The following is a 20,459-nucleotide window of genomic DNA, read 5'->3' on the forward strand; positions in this document are numbered from 1 at the left end:
GGGAACTGCGCGAACGGCACCCACTCGGCCGCAGCCGCCCGACGGCGCGGCGCCGCTCCTCCTTCGGCGGCCCCCGCTCACCGGATGTGCGGGGCGCCGCGCTCCCGGTCGGCGAACAGTTCCGCCTGGCGGTCGTCGGGCAGGTTGCCCAGGGTGATCAGGTGCGGCGCCTGGGCCCAGCCCCGTTCGCGGGCCGCCTCCTTCGCCGCCCACAGCGCCCGCACGCTGCCCTGCACCCCCTCCGTGGGATACCGCGCGACGACCGTCGCGCACCGCACGGCCGCCGCCAACGCCTCCCCCGCGGGCGTCACTTCGGACACCAGCCCCACCTCGTACGCCCTGCGCGCCCCCAGCCGCTCGGCGTTGCCCATCAGCACCATCCGGGCCACCTCCCCGTACGGCATCCGCTGCGCCATCAGCACCGACTCGTACGCGCTGACCATGCCGTAGGACGTGTGCGGGTCGAAGAAGGTCGCGGTCTCGTCGGCGATCACGAAGTCGCACTCGCCCAGCAGGTAGAACGCGCCCCCGCAGGCCATCCCGGCGACCGCGGCCAGCACCGGCTTCCACAGGTCGTTCGACTTCGGTCCGACGGCGATCAGCGGATCGTCCTGGCTGTACGGCGACGACGGCTGCGGCACCACCGCGTCCCGGTCCAGACCGGTGCTGAAGGCCCGCCCGCCCGCCCCGGTGAGCACGACCGCCCGGACCGCGTCGTCGAAACGCAAGGCCCGCCAGAGCGAGGAGAGTTCGGCGGCCGTCGGCAGGTCGATGGCGTTGAGCCTGCCGGGGCGGTCCAGGGTGACGACGGCGACGCCGGTGTCGTTGTCGGTCGCGACGCGCAGACTCACGGCCGCTCCAGGACCCACTGCGGCAGACCGTCCGCGAACACCGCCTGCACCCGGGCGCCGATCCGGATCCGGTCCGGGGGAAGGGAGTCGAGGGGCGCCCCCGCCTCGCGCACCACGTTCCCGACCATCCGCACCCGCGGCGCGTCGTCCAGCTCCACCACGACGACGTTGTACGGCGCCTGCGCGGCGTAGTCCGGCAGCAGCGGCGGGTGCGGGACGACGTACGACCAGATCCGCCCCCGTCCGCTGGTCGGCCGCCACTCGCTCGCGAAGGACTGGCAGTGCGGGCAGCAGGGCCGGGGAGGGAAGCGGGGTTCGCCGCAGTCGCCGCAGGCCTGCACGCGCAGTTCGCCGTGGGCCGCGTACTCCCAGAAGGGGGCGCCGTCGGTGTCGGTGGCCGGTCGCAGCATGTCAGCTCCGGTTGGTGAGGAGGAGGGCGGAGGTCGGGACGCCCTCGCCGGCCGTGACCAGACAGGTGGCGGCGCCCGGCACCTGGGCGGTACTGGTGCCGCGCAACTGCTTGACACCCTCGGTGATGAGGTTGAATCCGTGGACGTAGGCCTCGCTGAGGCCGCCGCCCCCGGTGTTGATGGGCAGCCGCCCGCCGATCTCCAGGGCGCCCTGCTCGGTGAAGGCCCCGCCCTCCCCGCGCCCGCAGAAGCCGTAGCCCTCCAGGGAGAGCGGGATCAGCGCGGTGAACGCGTCGTAGATCTGGGCGACGTCGACGTCCTGCGGGGTGAGGTCGGCGTGCTTCCACAGGTGGCGGGCGGCGGTCCAGGCGGGGCCGGTGAGGGGGTCGTCGTTCCAGTAGTTGACCATGCCGTGGTGCTGGGCGGGCAGGCCCTGGGCGGCCGAGTGGACGTAGACGGGTGTGCGCCGGCAGTCCCTGGCCCGTTCGCTGCTCACCACCACGCAGGCCAGTGCCCCGTCCGTCTCCAGGCAGTTGTCGAAGAGGCAGAGCGGCTCGCTGATCCACCGCGAGGTCATGTACATCTCGCGGGTGAGGGGGCGGTCGTACATGACGGCGGCGGGGTTCTGGTTGGCTCGGTTGCGGCAGGCGAGGGCGACGTTGAAGAGGTGGTCGCGGGTGGCGCCGTACTCGTGCATGTAGCGGCGGGTGAGCATGGCGATCTCGTCGGCGGGCCGGAGCAGCCCGAACGGGCGGGTCCACTGGGCGGGGGTGGGGAGCTGGACGGTGGTGTTGGTCCACGGGCGGGGGCCCGATCCGCGCTTGCGGGACCGCCAGGCGACGCCGACCGTGGCCTGCCCGCTCGCTATCGCGGCGGCGAGGTGCGCGACCGTGGCGCAGGAGCCGCCGCCCCCGTAGCCCACCTTGCTGAAGAAGGTCAGGTCACCGAGGCCGACCGCCTTGGCCAGCTCCACCTCGTCCGTCTCCTCCATGGTGAAGGAGGCCAGCGCGTCGACCTCGCCGGGGGCGATGCCGGCGTCGTCCAGGGCGGCGAGGACGGCCCGGCAGGCCAGGGTCTTCTCGTCCTCGTCGAGCCGTCTGGCGAAGGCGGTCTGCCCGATCCCGACGATGGCGGTGGCGTCCTTGACGCCCCTGAGACCGGCCATGTGCCCGCACCTCCACGGCTCTCGCCACTGGCTGACAGGCCGTCAGGCTACCGCTAATCTGACGGGCAGTCAGCTATGCGTCCGGGGAGGCCGGTTGTGCGCGGTGACAGGGCGTGGGGGACCGTTCCGGGGCTGGTGCGGGCGGCGGCGGAGCTGTTCGCGGACGTCGAGGCGGTGGTGGACGGCCGCACCCGGATCTCGTACGCCGAACTCGGCGCCCGGGTGGAGCGGGCGGCGGCCGCCTGCCTGGCCGCCGGTGTCGAGACGGGCGACCGGGTGGGCATCTGGGCGCCGAACTCCCTGGACTGGATCGTCGCGGCGCTGGGCGCGGTGTCGGCGGGCGGGGTGCTGGTCCCGCTGAACACCCGGTTCAAGGGCACCGAGGCGGCGGACGTGCTGCGCCGCAGCGGGGCCCGGCTGCTCTTCGTGACCGGGACGTTCCTGGGCACCTCGTACGTCGCGTCGCTGCGCAGGGCGGCCGGTGACGGGGACGCGGCCGGCCCCCTGCCGGGGCTGCCCGCGCTGCGGGACGTGGTGGTGCTGGCGGAGGACGCGCCGGCCGACTTCCGCACCTGGAAGGAGTTCCTGGCGGCCGGGGACGGGGTCGGGGCCGGTGAGACCGCCGCCCGCGCCGCCGAGCTGGACGGCGGCTGCCTCTCCGACATCGTCTTCACGTCCGGGACGACGGGCCGCCCCAAGGGCGCGATGATCAGTCACGCGCAGACCCTGAGGGCGTACGAGATCTGGGCGGACCTGGCGGGCCTGCGCACCGGCGACCGCTACCTGATCGTCAACCCCTTCTTCCACACCTTCGGTTACAAGGCCGGGGTGATCGCGTGCCTGATGCGCGGGGCGACGATGATCCCGCAGCCGGTGTTCGACGTGGAGACGGTCCTGGCGAACGTCGCCGCGGAGCGGGTGTCGGTGCTGCCCGGCCCGCCCACCCTCCACCAGTCGATCCTGGACCACCCGGCCAGGGACGCCCACGACCTCTCCGCCCTGCGGCTGGTGGTGACGGGCGCGGCCGTCGTACCGCTGCTGCTCGTCGAGCGGCTGCGCGGCGAACTCGGCGTCGGGACGGTGCTGACCGCCTACGGCCTCTCCGAGGCGAGCGGGATCGTGACGATGTGCCGCCGGGGCGACGACCCGACGGTGATCGCGTCGACGTCGGGGCGCGCGATACCCGGCACCGAGGTGCGGGTGGACGGGTCCGGGGAGGTGCTGGTCCGCGGCTTCAACGTGATGCGCGGCTACTACGAGGACCCGGCGGCGACGGCCGAGACCCTGACGGCGGACGGCTGGCTGCGCACCGGCGACGTCGGCGTCCTGGACCCGGCGGGCAACCTCCGCATCACCGACCGCCTCAAGGACATGTTCATCGTCGGCGGCTTCAACGCCTATCCGGCGGAGATAGAGCAACTGCTGGGCCTGCACCCGGACGTGGCGGACGTCGCCGTCGTCGGCGTCCCCGACGCCCGCCTCGGCGAGGTCGGCAAGGCGTTCGTGGTGCGGCGGCCGCGAGCGGTGCTCACCGCCGACGACCTGATCGCCTGGGCCCGCCGCGAGATGGCGAACTACAAGGTGCCGCGCACCGTGGAGTTCGTGGCGGAACTGCCGCGCAACGCGAGCGGGAAGGTGGTGAAGGGCAGGCTGCGGGCCGGTTAGCCGGGCGGCCGCCCCCGGACACACCACGGCCGCCCCCGGACACACCACGGCCGCGACGGCTCCCCCTCCGCGCCGCCGCGGCCGATCCCCGTCGGGTGTGGTCCTGTCAGGCGGTCTCGCCCGTGGCGTGGATGTTGTCGGCGTGGACGGTGTCCGTGCCGGCCTCCGCCGTCTCCTCGTCCGCCGCGAACGGGTTTCCCGTCGCCAGCGGCTCGCTCGTCGCGTGGATGTTCTCGGTGCCGACGGTCGTCCCGGGCTTGGTGCCCGTCGCGTGGATGTTGTCGGTGCTGTTGGTGTCGCTCATCTTCACTGCCTCCCCTGACAGTCGGTGCCTGGCATACCCACCGGTCCGGCGGCTCCCCCGAGGTCCGCCGGACCGGCGTCGTGACCGCTCACCGTAGTGCAACGGTCCAGGTCGTCCCGTCTGCCCCCCGACGCGGCGGAACGACCACCATGAGAGTGACGGACGGCGATAAACGAACGATGAACGTCCGCGCGCCGATGTCTGCCCGTCCGGCCGTGGGGCCGGCCGCCGTGCCCGTCCCGGCTACGCCATCGCGAGCGGCTGCAGGAGGGCACGGACCTGGTCCGCCTCCGGGGCGCCGAGCGCCTCGAACAGGTCCAGCGCCTCCCGCCAGCAGACCTGGGCCCGGCCGGGCTGCGCGATGCCGCTCAGCGCCTGTCCGAGGACGACCAGCACGTTGGCCCGCCGCCAGTCGCCGCCGATGCCGCGCAGCACGGTCAGCGCGGCCTCGGCGTTGGACGCGGCCTGCCCCGGATGCGCGGCGGCCAGGTCGGCCTCGGCGAGCCGGAACAGCGACATGCCCTCCCACAGGCGCTGGCGGCTGTCCCGGAACACCTCCAGGGCCTCCCGCAGCCGGGCCGTCGCCTCGGTGAGCGCCCCGTGCTTGGTCAGGGCGAGGCCGAGGGCGTAGCGGCCGTTGGCGCCCTTCAGGGCGTGCCCCATGGCGTCGTACATCTGCGTGCCCTGCCGGGCCAGCGTCACCGCGCTCTCCGTCCGCCCGGTGGCCAGGTGGATCCGGGAGAGGTTGCACAGGGCGCTCGCCTCGCCGGGGCGGTCGTCGCAGGCACGGAAGCTCTCGATCGCCTGGTTGAGATGGGCCTCGCCGTCGTCGTTGCGGCTCTGGTAGAGCGCGATCACCCCGAGGATGTTGGACGACCAGCAGCTCGCCAGCGGGTCGACGGAGGCGGTGGTCAGCTCGCGGGCCCGGCCGGCCTCCTCGTCGGCCAGGTCGAACCGGCCGGTGACGCTGTGCGCGTAGGCCAGCGTGATCAGGGCACGGGCCTCGGCGCGCGGGTCCTCGGCCCGGCGCGCCGCCGCGCACAGGGTGGCCGCGACCCCGGCGTACTCCTTGGAGTTGGTGCCGGACTCGGCCAGGTCCACGGCGGCCCACAGCACGTCGACGGCGCGCGCGAGGAGCCCCGAGTCCGCCGACTGCCGCACGCAGGCCAGCAGCGACACCGCCTCCGCGTACAGCCAGTCCTGCGCGCGGTGCCGGTCCGCGAAGACCAGCCCGGGGCGCTCGGGGGTGGCCAGGTGGTCCACCAGCCGGTCGCCGGGCCGTTCCAGGGCGTAGACGCCGGCGGCCGTCGCCAGGTAGAAGTCCAGCAGCCGGGAGAGCGCCGCGCCCCGTTCGCTGGGCGGCCACTCGTCCCGCTCCGCGCACGCACGCGCGTAGAGGCGGACGAGATCGTGGTAGCGGTAGCGGCCGGGGGCCGCGGACTCCAGCAGCGAGGTGTCGACGAGGGCCTCCAGGAGGTCCTCGGCGGCCTCCTGGGAGAGGTCCAGCATCGCGGCGGCCGCGGCCAGGGAGATGTCCGGGCCGTCGGCCAGGCCGAGGAGGCGGAACGCCCGCGCCTGGGCCGGGTCCAGGGCGCCGTAGCCCAGTTCGAAGGTCGCCTTCACCGCCAGGTCGCCGGCCTGCAGCTCGTCCAGCCGGCGCCGTTCGTCGGCGAGCTTGGCCGCGAGCACGGAGACCGTCCAGGTGCGGCGGCCCGCCAGCCGGGAGGCCGCGATGCGGATGGCGAGGGGGAGGAAGCCGCAGGCCGCGACCACGTCCAGGGCGGCATCGCGCTCGGCGGCCACCCGCTCCGCGCCGACGATCTTCGTGAACAGCTGCAACGCCTCGTCCGGGGACATCACGTCCAGGTCCACCAGGTGGGCGCCCGCCAGGTCGACCATCCGCACCCGGGAGGTCACCAGCGCCGCGCAGCCCTCCGTGCCCGGCAGCAGCGGCCGTACCTGCGCCGCGTCCCGCGCGTTGTCCAGCAGGACCAGCACCCGGCGCCCGTCCAGCACCGACCGGTACAGCGCCGCCCGCTCCTGAAGCGAGTCCGGGATCGCGGAGTCGGCCGTGCCCAGGGCCCGCAGGAAGGCGCCGAGCACCGTCTCCGGTTCGGCGGCCCGGGTGCCCGCGCCCTGGAGGTCCACGTACAACTGCCCGTCCGGGAAGGCGGACCGGGCCTGATGGGCCACGTGGACGGCGAGGGTCGTCTTGCCGACGCCGCCGATGCCCGCCAGCGCCGATACGGCCATCACCCGGCCCTCCGCCGAGGCCAGCACCTCGCTCAGCTCCTTGACGAAGGCCGACCGGCCGGTGAAGTCGGGCACCGTCGCGGGAAGTTGTGCGGGGCGGACGGGGGCGGGCGGGGTTTCCGGCGCGGGGGAGGAGGGCTCGGCCAGGGCCGGGTCTGCCTGGAGGATGCGCTGCTGCAGGTCGCGCAGGCCGGACCGCGGGTCGACGCCGAGCTCCTCGGCGAGCAGCCGGCGGGTGTCGGCGTACACCGCGAGGGCCTCCGCCTGACGGCCGCTGCGGTACAGGGCGAGCATGAGGAGTTCGCGCAGGCGCTCGCGCAGCGGGTGGGCCGCGGTGAGGGCGGTCAGCTCCGACACCGCCTCCGCATGGCAGCCCTGCTCCAGGTCCATGTCCAGGCGGGATTCCAGGAGTTGCAGCCGCCACTCCTCCAGCCGGGTGCGCTGGGCGTCGGCGTACGGGCCCGGCACCCCGGCCAGCGGTTCGCCGTCCCACAGGGCGAGCGCCCGGTTCAGCGCCTCCCGGGCCTGTCCCAGGTCACCGGCGCCACGCGCCTTGTCGGCCACCGCCACCAGGTCCTGGGCCGCCGCCACGTCCAGGGCGCCCTCGCCGAGTCCGCGCACCGCGTACCCGCCGGACTCGCTGACCAGGACCCCGGGGTCCAGGACCTTGCGCAGCCGGGACGCGTACGTGCGCACCGCCGCCAGCGCCTGCGACGGCGGCTCGGGACCCCACAGCGCGTCGATCAGCTCGGCCGCGGTCGCGGTCCGGCCCTCGCGGAGCAACAGGGCGGCCAGCAGGGCGCGTTGCTGTGGCGAGCCGGTGTTGAGCGGCTCCTGCTCGCGCCAGGCGCGCACCGGACCGAGCACACTGAAGCGCAGCCTCGCCGCCTCCGCCGAGGAGGAGGCGCGCCGCTGCTCCGGCACCCGCGGTCCACCGTCCATGCCCGTCCCCCTAGACATCCCGCCTCACCCCGTCAGTCTGCCTTGTCCGGGCGGGTCGCGTCAGCCGGGGGAGACACCGATCACAGGCCGGCACGCGGTGATCCACACGGTCTTCACGGCGCGCGGTCCGCCGCGAGCAGGGCGAGTTCGTGGCGGAACGACTCCGCGAGCAGGTCGGCGTCCTCGGCACCGGAGTTGGTGAACACGCTCAGGGTGTGGCCGCGGGCGCAGCCGCCCAGCGCGAAGGTGACCGTGTCGTCCGGCGGGATCATGGGAACCAGGGTGATCCGTCGCAGCGGGCGGCCGGCCAGGGTGCGGCCGGTCTCGCGCAGGTGGACGTAGGTACAGGCGGCGGGCGCGTAGGCGGGGGCGAACAGACGGGCGCGGGCGAGCGCCTGGGCCGGGCCGGGGAGGGCGGTGACGGCCGCCTCGAACAGTTTCTCCACCCGGCTCGGGGCGCGGACGACGGTGGTCAGCAGTCCGGCGCAGGCGGCCAGCCGGTCCGTGGGCGCCGACCGGTCCACCGGCGCGGCCAGCCGGACGTTGCAGAACGCGTTGCCGAGGAAGTCGCCCCGGTCGGCGGGGCGTTGGTCCACCGGGACGGACAGCCAGACCGGTGCGGCGCCGGGCGCCGAAGTGGAAGCGGTGAGCAGGCAGGAGCGCAGCACACCGGAAACGGCGGCCAGGAAGACGGTGTTGGTGGTCGCGCCGGGGTGCCGGCCCGCGGCCCGGACGAGGTCCGGCGGCAGGCGCAGCACCGCGTACGCGGCCCGCCGTTCGCCCTTGCGGGGCAGCGGCACCGCCAGGCCCGCGGTGAGCGGCCCGGGTTGGCCGCCGGGCGCGGCCGTCCGGCGCAGCTCGCCGGGACCGGCCGCCGCGGCACCGGCGTCCAGCGGACCGCAGCCGTCCAGGAGGGCACGCAGCAGACCGGTCACGGACCGGCCGTCGAGCAGGCTGTGGTGCATGCGGAACAGGAGGGTGAACTCGCCGTCCCCGGGGCCCTTGAGCAGGTGCAGGTTCCAGGGCGGCGCACCGCAGGGGAACGGGCGGTGGAACCAGTCCCGCACGGCGTCCTGGAGCGTCACCGGGCCGTCCGTGCCGACGACCTGCCCGGCGGGGTCGTGGCCGGCGGCCGGGGTCTCCCAGCGGTGCCGGCGCGACCATCCCGACAGCGGCCGCCGCTCGTCCCGCACCAACTGCCCGGCCAGCCGGGGCAGACCGGCCCACCGCTCCCGCACCCGTGCCCGCAGCTCGGCGAGACGGGGCGGCGGTCCGGTGAAGTCCAGCGCGATCCCGGCGTGGGGCGGGCCGAACGGCCAGCGGGCCATCCCCTCCTCCAGGAAGGGCAGCTGCGGTCCGGGCATGAGGCGGCTCCTGTGCGTGACGGGCGGGCGTTTCCCCCTGCCGCCCAACGCCCGCCCGCGACCCCCGGTCACGCCCGCCCGGTCAACCCGGCGCCCGGCACGTCACCACGAAGGGGTTGTTTCCGGCCCGTCGCCAGTCGCGTGCGGCGGGTCGGCGTCGTTGTACCGACGCCCGTCTCCCCACACCCACGGTCCCCGCGAACCGACGAGCGCCCCGACGCCGTTCAGGAACAGGAAACGCCCATCGTGCCTGGCACCAGCCCCACCGCCCTCTCCTCCGCGCCCGCGCGCCGCCGGGTGCGCCCGGCGCACATCGCCGTGGTCAACCTGCCGATGCAGGGGCATGTGAACCCGACCCTGGGAGTGGTGGCGGAGCTGGTGCGCCGGGGCCACCGGGTCACCTACGCCATCACCGAGGAGTTCACGCAGGCGGTGAAGGCGGCCGGCGCCGAACCCGTCGTCTACCCGGTGCGGAGCGACGGCTCGGACGCCCCCGAGCGCCTCGCCGAGGGCTTCGCCCGAGCCGTCCACGCCTCGCTCGGCTCGCTCCCCGCCCTGACCCGGGCGTACGCACAGGACCGCCCCGACCTGGTCCTCTACGACGTCTACGGCTTCGCGGGCCTGCTGCTCGGCGCCCAGTGGGGGGTGCCGACCGTGCTGTGCTCGCCCACGCACATGGTCTACGACGGCCTGTTCCCCGAGTTCTTCGACGGCGCCGGCGGCCTCGCCGAACTCCCCGGGTACGACGCCCTCGCCGCCGCCTTCGCCGAGCGTGGCCTCGACCCCGCCCGCATCCACGAGGTCGAGCGCCCCGGGCGGGCCGTCGCCTTCCTGCCCCGCCCCTTCCAGCGCCGCGCGGACACGGTCGCCGCCGGCCGCGTCGCCTATGTCGGCCCCGCCCTCGGCGACCGCTCCTACCAGGGGTCCTGGCGGCCGCCCCGCCCCGACCGGCCGGTGTACCTGGTCTCCCTCGGCTCGCAGTTCACCCGGCGGCCCGAGTTCTACCGGGCCTGTGTCGAGGCCTTCGGGGACCTCCGGGCGCACGTCGTGATGGCCGTCGGCCCGGACGTCACCCCGGACCTGCTCGGCCCGCTCCCGGACCACGTCGAGGTGCACGCGCACGTGCCGCAGCTGGCCGTGCTCGCCCACGCGTCCGTCTTCGTCACCCACGCCGGGATGGGCGGCACCATGGAGGCGGTCCAGCACGGGGTGCCGATGGTGGCGATCCCGCAGATGGCCGAGCAGCGCGTCAACGCCGGCCGGATCGAGGACCTCGGTCTGGGCGTGCACCTGCCGCGCGAGCAGGTCACCGTGGGGGCGCTGCGGGAGGCCGTGCTGCGGGTGGCGCAGGACCCGGCCGTACGCGCCGGCCTCACCGCCCTGCGCACGGAACTCGCCCGTTCCGGCGGCGCCCCGGCCGCCGCGGACCTCGTCGAGGACACCCTGGAAACGCAACAGCCGACCACCGGACAGCCCGGCCCCGCACCTCGGAAAGCCGCCCGTCCCGACACCGGACACCCCGGGGCCGCCGGGCAGGATGCCGGGCAGTCCGGGGTCGCCGGGCTGGAAGCCGGGCAGCGCGCGGCCGTCCGGCTCGATGCCGTGGAGTACGGAGCCGCTCGATGAGCCACGCGACCCTGGCGGCTGTGGAGAGCCTCGCGGCCGCCGCCCCTGCGCACCCCCACGGCCCGCACCCCCACGGCCCGCACCTCTACAGCCGTCCGGTCCGGATGAGCGATCTGGACCCGATGAACCACGTGAACAACGTCCGCCTCCTGGAGATGATCCAGGACGCCCACGTGGACCTCTTCTACCTCCAGCACGGCCACTCCGGTCAGGCCGTCCGCGTCCGGGTCATCTACGCCCGCCACGAACTCGACTACACCGAGGCCCTCGACCTCCGCCCGGAACCGGCGGTCATCAGCACCACCGTGAGCGCGGTCCGCCGCTCCTCCTTCCGGCTGACCAGCCGGATCACCCGCGGCGACCAGGTGTTCTGCACCTGCGTGAGCACCTGCGTCGCCTACGACCCGGCCGCCCGCCGCACCCGCAGGCTGGAGGACGACGAGCTGGCCGTCCTGGCGAGGCACGCGACCTGCGACTGCCGCACGTCCGCCTGACGAACCGTCATTCCACTAGCTGACGGTTCGTCAGATCGGCGCTACCGTGAGCGCCATGGACACCCAGGACGGCACCTTCCCGATGATCATCTCCGTCGACGACCACACCGTGGAGCCGCCGGACGTCTGGCAGTCCCGCCTCCCGAAGAAGTACCTGGACGCCGGCCCGCGCATAGTCCGGGCCCCGCTGCGGGAGATGAGCTTCCTCGGCGGCCGATTCAAGCCCGTCATGGGCGAGCCGGGCGAGGACGGCCCCATCGGCGACTGGTGGGTCTACGAGGACCTGCACCGCCCCCTCACCCGCCTCGACACGGCCGTCGGCTACTCCCGCGACGAGATCAAGCTCGAAGTGATCACGTACGAGCAGATGCGGGCGGGGTCGTACGACGTCCCGCAGCGGCTCGCCGACATGGACGTCAACCACGTCCAGTCCGCACTCTGCTTCCCGACCTTCCCCCGCTTCTGCGGGCAGACCTTCACCGAGGCCCAGGACCGCGAGCTGGCGCTGCTCTGTGTCCAGGCCTACAACGACTGGATGGTGGAGGAGTGGTGCGGCCCGCTCGCCCGGGGCCGCCTGATACCCCTCACCCTCATCCCCCTCTGGGACGCCGCTCTGGCCGCCGCCGAGGTCCGCCGCAACGCGGCCCGCGGCGTGCGCGCCGTCGCCTTCTCCGAGATACCCCCGCACCTGGGGCTGCCCTCCGTCCACACCGACGACTGGGACCCCTTCCTCGCCGCCTGCGACGAGACCGGCACGGTCGTCGCCATGCACATCGGCTCCAGCAGCCGGATGCCCTCCACCTCCGCCGACGCCCCGCCCGCCGTCGGCTCCACCATCACCTTCGCCAACTGCTGCTTCTCGATGGTCGACTGGCTGATGAGCGGCAAGTTCGAGCGCTTCCCGAACCTGAAGGTGATGTACGCGGAGGGCCAGATCGGCTGGATCCCCTACATCCTGGAGCGCGCCGACGTCGTCTGGGAGGAGAACCGCGCCTGGGGCGGCGTCGCCGACAAGGTCACCCGCCCGCCCTCCGAACTCTTCGCCGAGCACGTCCACGGCTGCTTCTTCGACGACGCCTTCGGCCTGCGCAGCCTCGACGCCATCGGCCTCGGCAACGTCCTGTACGAGACCGACTACCCGCACTCCGACTCCACCTGGCCCAAGTCGAGGGAGGTCGGCGAGGCGCAGATGGGGCATCTGGCGCCGGACGTGGTGGAGCGGATCGTCCGCGGCAACGCGATCGACCTGCTGGGGCTGACGGAGGACGGCCTGTGGCCCGGAGCCGCCGGTTAACGGGCGGGAAATTCCGAGCCGCTTCCAGGGCAACCCCGGCGCGGTCGGGACAGTCGTACCGGGAGACGGCGCGAGGATTCTGACTCCTTCCGTTGGTCCACCGTTTTCTCGTCAGCGGAAGTTGGGTCACACATGGGCAAGCACAGGTTTGGTTCCCGCCTCGGTCTCGTGGCCGCCCTGGCCGTCGCCGGGGCGGTCGTCGGACCCGTGAGCGCGCACGCGGCCGGTACGCAGTCGGCCGGCGCCCAGAGCGTGCGCGCCGACTTCAACGGTGACGGCTACGCGGACCTCGCCGTCGCCGCCTCCTGGGGCAAGGTCGGCGGGCACGCCCGCGCCGGGTACGTGAGCGTCGTGTACGGCTCCCCGAAGGGGCTGGACACCACGCACCGGCAGCTCATCAGCCAGAACACGGCGGGCATACCCGGCACCGCCGAGGCCCAGGACTACTTCGGCTCCGGCCTCGCCCTCGGCGACCTGGACGGCGACGGCTACACGGACCTGGTCGTCGGCGCGGGCGGCGAGGACGTCGGTACCGTGCAGAACGCGGGCACGCTGACCGTCGTCTGGGGCGGGAAGAGAGGGCTGTCCGGCGGCGAGGTCGTGGCGACCGGTGCCGAGGGTGACCGGGTCGACCCTTCGCACCCCGCCGTGGGCGACTTCGACGGTGACGGTCACCTCGACGTGGCCATGACGACCCGGCTGCTGAAGGGGCCGTTCACCCGCACCACCGGTGCCGCGCACTCCGGTGGTCTCTCCTTCGACCTGGACTACGCCACCGACGACGTCGCCGCCGGAGACGTCGACCACGACGGCATCACCGACCTGGTCGGACTCGTCCACTACTTCGGCGAGGACGGGGAGCCCGAGCTCTACAGCGTGTCCTACCTGCACGGCACCAGGCAGGGTTTCGACGCCCCGGTCATCCTGAAGAAGGGCGGCGGCGGCCGGGTCCCCGGCGGCTCCAGCCTCGGCATCGGCGACGTGAACAAGGACGGCTACGCGGACCTCGTCATCGGGCGTCCCCTCGACGGCTCCGGGGAGACCCGGGCCGGCTCGGATCGCATCGGTGGCCAGGTCGGCGTCCTGTACGGCTCGGCGGCCGGGCCCGACACCTCCCGTACGACGATCATCGACCAGAACACGGCCGGCGTGCCCGGCACCTCCGAGCGCGGTGACGGCTTCGGCTGGGGCATCTCCGTCGCCGACGTCAACGGCGACGGCTACGCGGACGTCGCCGTCGGCTCCCCGAACGAGGGCATCGGCAAGGCCGCCTCGGCGGGCGCGGTGACCGTGCTGCGCGGTGGCAAGCGCGGGCTGACCGGCGCCGGTGCCGTGTCCTTCAACCAGAACACCGCAGGTGTCCCCGGTACCGCCGAGCGGAACGACTTCTTCGGCAGTCACACCGCGCTCGTCGACACCGACAACGACGGCCGCGCCGACCTGTACGTCGGCGCCCCCGGCGAGAACGCCTTCGACGGCGCCGTCTGGGCGTTCCGGTCCACCACCGCCGGCCCGACGGCCTCGGGTGCGGTCGCGTTCGGGCCCGTCACCCTCGGCGCGCCCGTCACCGACGCCAACTTCGGCGACGACTTCGCCCGCTGACACCCGACGCGCGACCCGGGCGACTCGGGCGGCCCCGGCGGACAGATTTCCGCCGGGGCCGCCTCTTGTCTGACGAAGCGTCAGCTACGACGATGTGCCCCAGCGGTCGTCATCTGACGTACCGTCAGTCATTGCTGAGGGGGTCGTCGTGCCCGTCCCGCCCGGGGAAAGCCTCGCCTACGGCATCCAGCTCCCCGTCCAGTCCCAGAGCACCATCTACGCCGAGGTCTGGGAGGCCGCCGCCTCTCCCGCCGACCTCGTCGCGATCGCCCGCGCAGCCGACCGCGCCGGGTTCGCGTACGTCGCCGCGTGCGACCACGTGGCCATTCCGCGTCGGCTGGCGGACGCCATGAGCACCGTCTGGTACGACCCGGTCGCCACCCTCGCCCACCTCGCCGCCGTCACCGAGCGCGTACGGCTGCTCAGCCACGTGGCCGTCGTCGGGCTTCGGCATCCGCTGCTGACCGCCAAGCAGTACGCCACCCTCGACCATCTGTCGGGCGGCCGCCTGGTCCTCGGCGTCGGGGCCGGCCACGTACGGGAGGAGTTCGAGGCGCTGGGGGTGGACTTCGGGCAGCGCGGAGCGGTGCTGGACGAGACGATCGACGCGTTGCGGGCGGCGCTGGGGGCGGACGAGTTCCCGTCCCATCACGGGAAGTTCTACGACTTCGAGGGGCTCGGGCAGCGGCCCCGGCCCGCGCAGGAACGGGTACCGGTGTGGGTCGGCGGGTCGTCGCCGGCCGCGGTACGGCGGGCCGCGCTCAAGGGCGACGGCTGGCTGCCGCAGGGCGACCCCAGGGACCGGCTCCCGGACCAGATCGCCCGGCTGCGACGGCTGCGCGAGGAGGCCGCCCGCGGCGGAGCCGCTCTTGGATGCGGCGAAGCGCCGATCACCATCGGCGCGATCACCGAACCGCTGTACGTCGGCACGCCGGACTGGGCGGTGGGCCGCCGCACGCTCACTGGGAGCCCCGAGTACCTCGCCGAGTCGCTGCGGGAGTACGGCGCGATGGGCGTGCACCAGATCCAGGTGCGGTTCCGCAGCCGGAGCCGGGCCGAACTCATCGACCAGATCGAGGCGTTCGGGGCGGACGTCGCGCCCCTTCTCACCTGAGGGAGTGGCATGGGCAAGCTGGACGGGCGGGTCGTCATCGTCACCGGGGCGGCGCGCGGACAGGGCGAGCAGGAGGCGCGGCTCTTCGTCGCGGAGGGCGCGCGGGTCGTCGTCGCCGATGTGCTGGACGACCAGGGCGAGGCCCTCGCCAAGGAGATCGGGGCGGCCTACGTCCACCTGGACGTGGGGGTGGAGGCAGAGTGGCAGGCCGCGGTGGCCGCCGCGAAGCGGGCGTACGGGCGCCTGGACGGTCTGGTGAACAACGCCGGCATCCTGCGCTTCAACGCGCTCGTGGACACGCCTCTCGACGAGTTCATGCAGGTCGTGCAGGTCAACCAGGTCGGCTGCTTCCTGGGCATGAAGACGGTGGCGCCCGAGCTGGACGACGGCGGGACCATCGTCAACACCGCCTCCTACACCGCGCTGACCGGGATGGCGGCGGTCGGCACCTACGCCGCCACCAAGCACGCGGTGCTCGGGCTGACCCGGGTCGCCGCGCTGGAGCTGGCCGCCCGGCGGATCCGCGTCAACGCGATCTGCCCCGGCGCCATCGACACCGCGATGTCCAACCCGGCCCGGCTGGACCCGGCCGCCGACCCCGCCGAGATGAGCCGCGCGCTGGACGAGCTGTACCGCAAGCTCGTGCCGCTGGGCCGGATCGGGCGGGCGGAGGAGGTGGCCAGGCTGGCGCTCTTCCTGACCTCGGACGACTCGTCGTACATCACCGGGCAGCCGTTCGTGATCGACGGAGGATGGCTGGCGGGGGTCAGCGTCATCTGACGGAGCGTCAGCTATTGACCTTTCTGACACTACGTCAGAAAGTCGTAGGACTCATAGGGACCACCCTGACTTGGGACGGTGAACCGCCTTGGAATTCGGGCTCTTCGTACAGGGATACGTGGGCAAGCGCGCCGAGACCGACCCCCTCGCCGAGCACAAGGCGCTGATGGAGGAGACCGAGTACGTCATCGAGGCGGACCGGTCCGGCTTCAAGTACGCCTGGGCCTCCGAGCACCACTTCCTGGAGGAGTACTCGCACCTGTCCGCGAACGACGTGTACCTGGGGTACCTGGCCCACGCCACCGAGCGGATCCACCTCGGCTCCGGGATCTTCAACCCCCTCGCCCAGGTCAACCACCCCGTCAAGGTGGCCGAGAAGGTCGCCATGCTCGACCATCTCACCGGCAACCGCTTCGAGTTCGGCAGCGGGCGCGGCGCAGGCTCCCACGAGATCCTCGGGTTCATCCCTGGTGTGACCGACATGAACTACACCAAGGAGATCTGGGAGGAGACCATCGCCGAGTTCCCCAAGATGTGGCTCCAGGACGAGTACGTCGGCTTCCAGGGCAAGCACTGGCAGCTGCCGCCGCGCAAGGTGCTGCCGAAGCCGTACGGCAAGTCGCACCCCGCGATGTGGTACGCGGCCGGGTCCCCGCCGTCGTACGCCATGGCGGCGCGGAAGGGGCTGGGCGTCCTGGGCTTCAGCATCCAGAAGGTCTCCGACATGGAGTGGGTCCTGGAGCAGTACAAGACGGCGATAGTGAACGCCGAGCCGGTCGGGGACTTCGTCAACGACAACGTGATGGTGACCACGACCGCGATCTGCGCGCCCACGCACGACGAGGCGATCCGCATCGCGGCGTCCGGCGGGCTGCACTACCTGCCCTCGCTGGTGTTCCGGTACCACGACACGTTCCCGCGGCCCGAGGGGTTCCCGGAGTGGCCGGAGACGCTGCCCGAGTACACGCCGGAGTTCGTGGAGCTGCTGGTCGAGGAGGAGCTGCTGATCTGCGGCGACCCCGACGAGGTGCTGCGGCAGTGCAAGCGGTGGGAGCAGGCCGGGGCGGACCAGTTGAGCTTCGGACTGCCGGTGGGGGTGCCGAAGGAGGAGACGCTGCAGACGATCAGGCTGATCGGGGAGCACGTGATTCCGAAGATCGACACGGATCCCGTTCACCGGACGACGCGGTTCCGGGAAGCCGCCTGAGGCCGTACGGCGGCTGCGGGTGTGTGGGGGCTGGTCGCGCCCACGCGGCGGAGCCGCACATTGTTACCGCCCCGCGCCCCTTTGGGTGGGACGAGTCCCCTCAGCTGAAAGGGAGCCCCATGCTTGATCATGTCATCAAGGGCGCGACCGTCGTCGACGGGACCGGCGCGCCCGCCTGCACCGCCGACGTCGGGATACGCGACGGCCGGATCGCCGTCATCGGCACCGTCACCGAGGAATCCCGTACCAGCGAGGACGCCGGCGGGCTCGTGCTCGCCCCCGGGTTCGTCGATCCGCACACGCACTACGACGCGCAGCTCTTCTGGGACCCGTACGCCACCCCCTCCCTCAACCACGGGGTGACGACGGTCGCCGCCGGCAACTGCGGGTTCACGCTCGCGCCGCTGCACCCGGGGCGTCCCGAGGACGCCGACTACACGCGGCGCATGATGTCCAAGGTCGAGGGCATGTCCCTGGTCGCCCTGGAGGAGGGGGCGCCCTGGAACTGGAGCTCGTTCGGGGAGTACCTGGACGCGCTCGAAGGACGGATCGCCGTCAACGCCGGGTTCATGGTGGGGCACTGCGCGCTGCGCCGGTACGTGATGGGGCCGGACGCGGTCGGCGGGCAGCCGAGCGAGGCGCAGCTCACGGAGATCGTGCGGCTGCTGCACGAGGCCATGGACGCGGGGGCGTGGGGGTTCTCCACCACCCAGTCCAGCACGCACTCCGACGGGGACGGGCGGCCGGTCGCGTCCCGGCACGCGCTCCCCGCCGAGCTGCTGGCCCTGTCGCGGGCCGTGGGGGAGCACGAGGGGACGCAGATCGAGGCGATCGTGGCCGGGTGCCTCGACCAGTTCAGCGACGCCGAGATCGAGCTGTTCGCCGAGATGAGCGCGGTGGCCGGACGCCCCCTGAACTGGAACGTGCTGACCGTGGACGCCGCCGTGCCCGAGCGGGTGCCCCGGCAGCTGCAGGCCAGTGAGCGGGCCCGGAAGGCGGGCGGCAGGGTCGTGGCGCTGACCATGCCCATCCTCACGCCCATGAACATGTCGCTGGGGACCTTCTGCGCGCTGAACCTGATCCCCGGGTGGGGGCCGATCCTCGGGCTGCCGGTACCGGAGCGGATCGAGAAGCTGCGCGATCCGGACGTACGGGCCGAGATGCTGGCGCGCGCCCGGTCCAAGGAGGCCGGGGTCTTCCGGCGGCTCGCGAACTTCGGGCGGTACGTGATCGGGGACACGTACAGCGAGGCGAACGCCGGACTGTCCGGCCGGGTGGTGCGTGACATAGCACAGGAGCGGGGTCAGGACCCCTTCCACACCCTGGTCGAGATCTGCGCCGCCGACGACCTCCGCACCGTCCTGTGGCCCATGCCCACCGACAACGACCCGGCCTCCTGGGCGCTGCGCGCCGAGACCTGGCAGCACGAGGACGTCCTGCTCGGCGGGTCCGACGCGGGGGCGCACCTGGACCGGATGTGCGGGGCGCCGTACACCACCCGCTTCATCGGGGACTGCCTGCGCGGCCGCAAGCTGGTCGGCCTGGAACAGGCCGTGAAGATGCTCACCGACGACCCCGCCCGGCTCTTCGGGCTGCGGGAACGGGGGCGGATCGCGGAGGGCTTCCATGCCGACCTGGTGCTCTTCGACCCGGAGCGGATCGCCGCCGGCCAGGCCACCCTGGTGCACGACCTGCCGGGAGACAGCCCGCGCCTGGACGCGAAGGCGATCGGCGTGCGGGCGGTCTGGGTCAACGGCGTCGAGGCCATCCGCGACGACGTGGTGAGCGGGGCCGTACCGGGGAAGGTGCTGCGGTCCGGGCGGGACACCAGGACGGTGAGCACCCGGTGAGCGAGGCGGGCGACGCGGCGGCCGGGCAGCGGCTGTTCGTCGGGGGCCGGTGGGTGGTGCCCGACGAGGGGTACTACGAGGTCGTCGACCCGGCGACCGAGGAGACCGTGGGCCGGGCCCCCGAGGCCTCCCGCGACCAGGTGCTGGCCGCCTGCGCGGCCGCCCGGGAGGCCCTGGACGGCTGGTCGCGGACGCCGGCGGGGGAGCGGGCGGCGGTGCTCGGCCGGGCCGCCGACCTCATCCGCGGGCGGCTCGGCGCGTACGCGGACCTCGCCCGCGCCGAGACCGGCGCGACCACCGGCACCGCCCGCGCGATGCAGGTCGGGGTGGCCGCGGCCCGGTTCCGCCGGTACGCCACCGTGGAACCGGCCGAGTGGGCGATCCCGCCGCAGATCAACGAGGCCGGGCCGATGGGGAGGGCCGGGGTGATGGGCGCGCTCGCCGTGCGCCAGCCGGTCGGCGTGGTCAGCTGCATCACCTCGTACAACAACCCCTGGGCCAACCCGGCGGGCAAGATCGCGCCCGCCCTGGCGATGGGCAACACCGTGGTGGTGAAACCCGCGCCACAGGACCCGCTCTCCGTGTACCGGATGGCGGAGGCCCTGGAGGCGGCGGGGGCGCCGGCCGGGGTGGTGAACGTCGTCTCCGGCCGGTCGACCGGTGTCGGTGAGGCGGCCGTGGCCTCTCCCGACGTCGACATGGTGAGCTTCACCGGGTCCACGGCCGTCGGGCAGCGCATCGCCGAGGTGTGCGGGCGCGACATGAAACGGCAGTTGATGGAGCTGGGCGGCAAGGGCGCGGCGGTCGTCTTCGAGGACGCGGACGTCGGCTCGGCGGTGGCGGGCATCGGCACCACCTTCTCCTTCTACAGCGGGCAGATCTGCACCGCGCCCACACGGGTGCTGGTGCAGCGCGGCCTCTACGACCGCCTGGTCACCGAACTCGCCGCCTACGCGGGCCGGTTGACGGTCGGCGACCCGGCCGCCCCCGGCACGGTGGTCGGCCCGGTGATCAGCGCCGCACACCGCTCGCGCGTCGAGTCGTACGTCGAACTCGGCCGCAAGGAAGGGGCGACGGTGGTGACCGGCGGCGAACGCCCGCCTCTGGAACGGGGGTTCTACGTCGCCCCCACCCTTCTCGCCGACTGCACGAACGACATGCGGGTGGCGCGGGAGGAGATCTTCGGCCCCGTCGTCTCCGTCGTCCCCTTCGACGACGAGGAGGAGGGCGTCGCCCTCGCCAACGACTCCGAATTCGGCCTCATCGACTACGTCTGGTCCGGGGACGTGGCCCGTGCCTTCCGGGTGGCCCGGCGGCTGCGGGCGGGCGGCGTCGGGATCAACACGGTGGGCCGGAACATGGAGGCGCCGTTCGGGGGCTTCAAGAAGAGCGGGGTCGGCCGGGACGTGGGCTCCTACGCCCTGCACGCCTACAGCGAGGTGCAGGCGATCGTCTGGCCCGGCTGAGGTGACAACAGGGGCCTTCCGCCTGCCCCTTGGGGCGGCGAGGTGTCCCGTGCGGGCAGAGATCGTGAAACC

At 73.4% G+C, this 20,459-nt stretch carries 16 protein-coding genes; 10 read left to right on the forward strand and 6 right to left on the reverse strand.

Annotated features, from left to right (window positions below):
• Positions 1 to 77: 77 nt before the first annotated feature.
• From AB0M11_RS24245 to AB0M11_RS24255, 3 genes are read right to left on the reverse strand one after another with little or no spacing between them, the layout of a single operon-like run.
• The gene (locus AB0M11_RS24245) at positions 78 to 851 is read right to left on the reverse strand and encodes an enoyl-CoA hydratase/isomerase family protein (protein ID WP_365708789.1); all 774 of its coding nucleotides are present in this window, start codon (positions 849 to 851) and stop codon (positions 78 to 80) included.
• Positions 848 to 1,261 carry an OB-fold domain-containing protein gene (locus tag AB0M11_RS24250; RefSeq protein WP_365708791.1) on the reverse strand — a complete coding sequence of 138 codons (414 nt, stop codon included), beginning with the start codon at positions 1,259 to 1,261 and terminating at the stop codon, positions 848 to 850. Before AB0M11_RS24250 ends, AB0M11_RS24245 begins: the two co-directional genes overlap by 4 nt.
• A 1-nt stretch (position 1,262) precedes the next feature.
• A complete protein-coding gene (locus AB0M11_RS24255; RefSeq protein WP_365708793.1) occupies positions 1,263 to 2,426 on the reverse strand; it encodes a lipid-transfer protein in 1,164 nt (387 codons plus the stop codon).
• Positions 2,427 to 2,522: 96 nt separating this feature from the next.
• Between AB0M11_RS24255 and AB0M11_RS24260 the strand changes: the two genes are divergently transcribed.
• Positions 2,523 to 4,091: a FadD3 family acyl-CoA ligase gene (locus AB0M11_RS24260; protein WP_365708795.1), complete on the forward strand. Its 1,569-nt coding sequence runs from the start codon at positions 2,523 to 2,525 to the stop codon at positions 4,089 to 4,091.
• A gap of 106 nt (positions 4,092 to 4,197) precedes the next feature.
• Here AB0M11_RS24260 and AB0M11_RS24265 read toward each other — a convergent pair whose 3' ends face one another.
• From AB0M11_RS24265 to AB0M11_RS24275, 3 genes are all read right to left on the reverse strand, one after another.
• Positions 4,198 to 4,395: a hypothetical protein gene (locus AB0M11_RS24265; protein ID WP_365708797.1), complete on the reverse strand. Its 198-nt coding sequence runs from the start codon at positions 4,393 to 4,395 to the stop codon at positions 4,198 to 4,200.
• 243 nt (positions 4,396 to 4,638) lie between these two features.
• Entirely contained in the window at positions 4,639 to 7,590 is a 2,952-nt protein-coding gene (locus AB0M11_RS24270) for a BTAD domain-containing putative transcriptional regulator (protein ID WP_365708799.1), read from the reverse strand.
• A gap of 113 nt (positions 7,591 to 7,703) precedes the next feature.
• A complete protein-coding gene (locus tag AB0M11_RS24275; RefSeq protein ID WP_365708801.1) occupies positions 7,704 to 8,954 on the reverse strand; it encodes a wax ester/triacylglycerol synthase domain-containing protein in 1,251 nt (416 codons plus the stop codon).
• Positions 8,955 to 9,200: 246 nt separating this feature from the next.
• Here AB0M11_RS24275 and AB0M11_RS24280 point away from each other — a divergent pair, with 246 nt between their 5' ends.
• The 9 genes from AB0M11_RS24280 to AB0M11_RS24320 all read left to right on the forward strand — a co-directional run bounded on the left by AB0M11_RS24280 (position 9,201) and on the right by AB0M11_RS24320 (position 20,387).
• A complete protein-coding gene (locus AB0M11_RS24280; protein ID WP_365708803.1) occupies positions 9,201 to 10,580 on the forward strand; it encodes a macrolide family glycosyltransferase in 1,380 nt (459 codons plus the stop codon).
• On the forward strand, positions 10,577 to 11,074 hold the full coding sequence (locus AB0M11_RS24285) for a thioesterase family protein (RefSeq protein WP_365708805.1): 498 nt from the start codon (positions 10,577 to 10,579) through the stop codon (positions 11,072 to 11,074). Before AB0M11_RS24280 ends, AB0M11_RS24285 begins: the two co-directional genes overlap by 4 nt.
• A gap of 55 nt (positions 11,075 to 11,129) precedes the next feature.
• Positions 11,130 to 12,368, forward strand: coding sequence for an amidohydrolase family protein (locus AB0M11_RS24290; protein WP_365708807.1), 1,239 nt, complete (start codon positions 11,130 to 11,132; stop codon positions 12,366 to 12,368).
• A gap of 132 nt (positions 12,369 to 12,500) precedes the next feature.
• Positions 12,501 to 13,970 (forward strand): FG-GAP and VCBS repeat-containing protein, encoded by a 1,470-nt coding sequence (locus AB0M11_RS24295; protein WP_365708809.1) that lies wholly within the window; start codon positions 12,501 to 12,503, stop codon positions 13,968 to 13,970.
• A 148-nt stretch (positions 13,971 to 14,118) separates the two neighbouring features.
• Entirely contained in the window at positions 14,119 to 15,084 is a 966-nt protein-coding gene (locus AB0M11_RS24300) for an LLM class F420-dependent oxidoreductase (RefSeq protein ID WP_365708811.1), read from the forward strand.
• A gap of 9 nt (positions 15,085 to 15,093) precedes the next feature.
• On the forward strand, positions 15,094 to 15,864 hold the full coding sequence (locus AB0M11_RS24305) for a glucose 1-dehydrogenase (RefSeq protein WP_365708813.1): 771 nt from the start codon (positions 15,094 to 15,096) through the stop codon (positions 15,862 to 15,864).
• Between the two features lie 88 nt (positions 15,865 to 15,952).
• Positions 15,953 to 17,071 (forward strand): LLM class flavin-dependent oxidoreductase, encoded by a 1,119-nt coding sequence (locus AB0M11_RS24310; protein ID WP_365708815.1) that lies wholly within the window; start codon positions 15,953 to 15,955, stop codon positions 17,069 to 17,071.
• Positions 17,072 to 17,190: 119 nt separating this feature from the next.
• Positions 17,191 to 18,921: a D-aminoacylase gene (locus tag AB0M11_RS24315; protein ID WP_365708817.1), complete on the forward strand. Its 1,731-nt coding sequence runs from the start codon at positions 17,191 to 17,193 to the stop codon at positions 18,919 to 18,921.
• Positions 18,918 to 20,387: an aldehyde dehydrogenase family protein gene (locus AB0M11_RS24320; protein ID WP_365708820.1), complete on the forward strand. Its 1,470-nt coding sequence runs from the start codon at positions 18,918 to 18,920 to the stop codon at positions 20,385 to 20,387. Before AB0M11_RS24315 ends, AB0M11_RS24320 begins: the two co-directional genes overlap by 4 nt.
• Positions 20,388 to 20,459 lie beyond the last annotated feature (72 nt).

This window comes from Streptomyces sp. NPDC051987 (genome assembly GCF_040680735.1).
GTDB lineage: Bacteria > Actinomycetota > Actinomycetes > Streptomycetales > Streptomycetaceae > Streptomyces.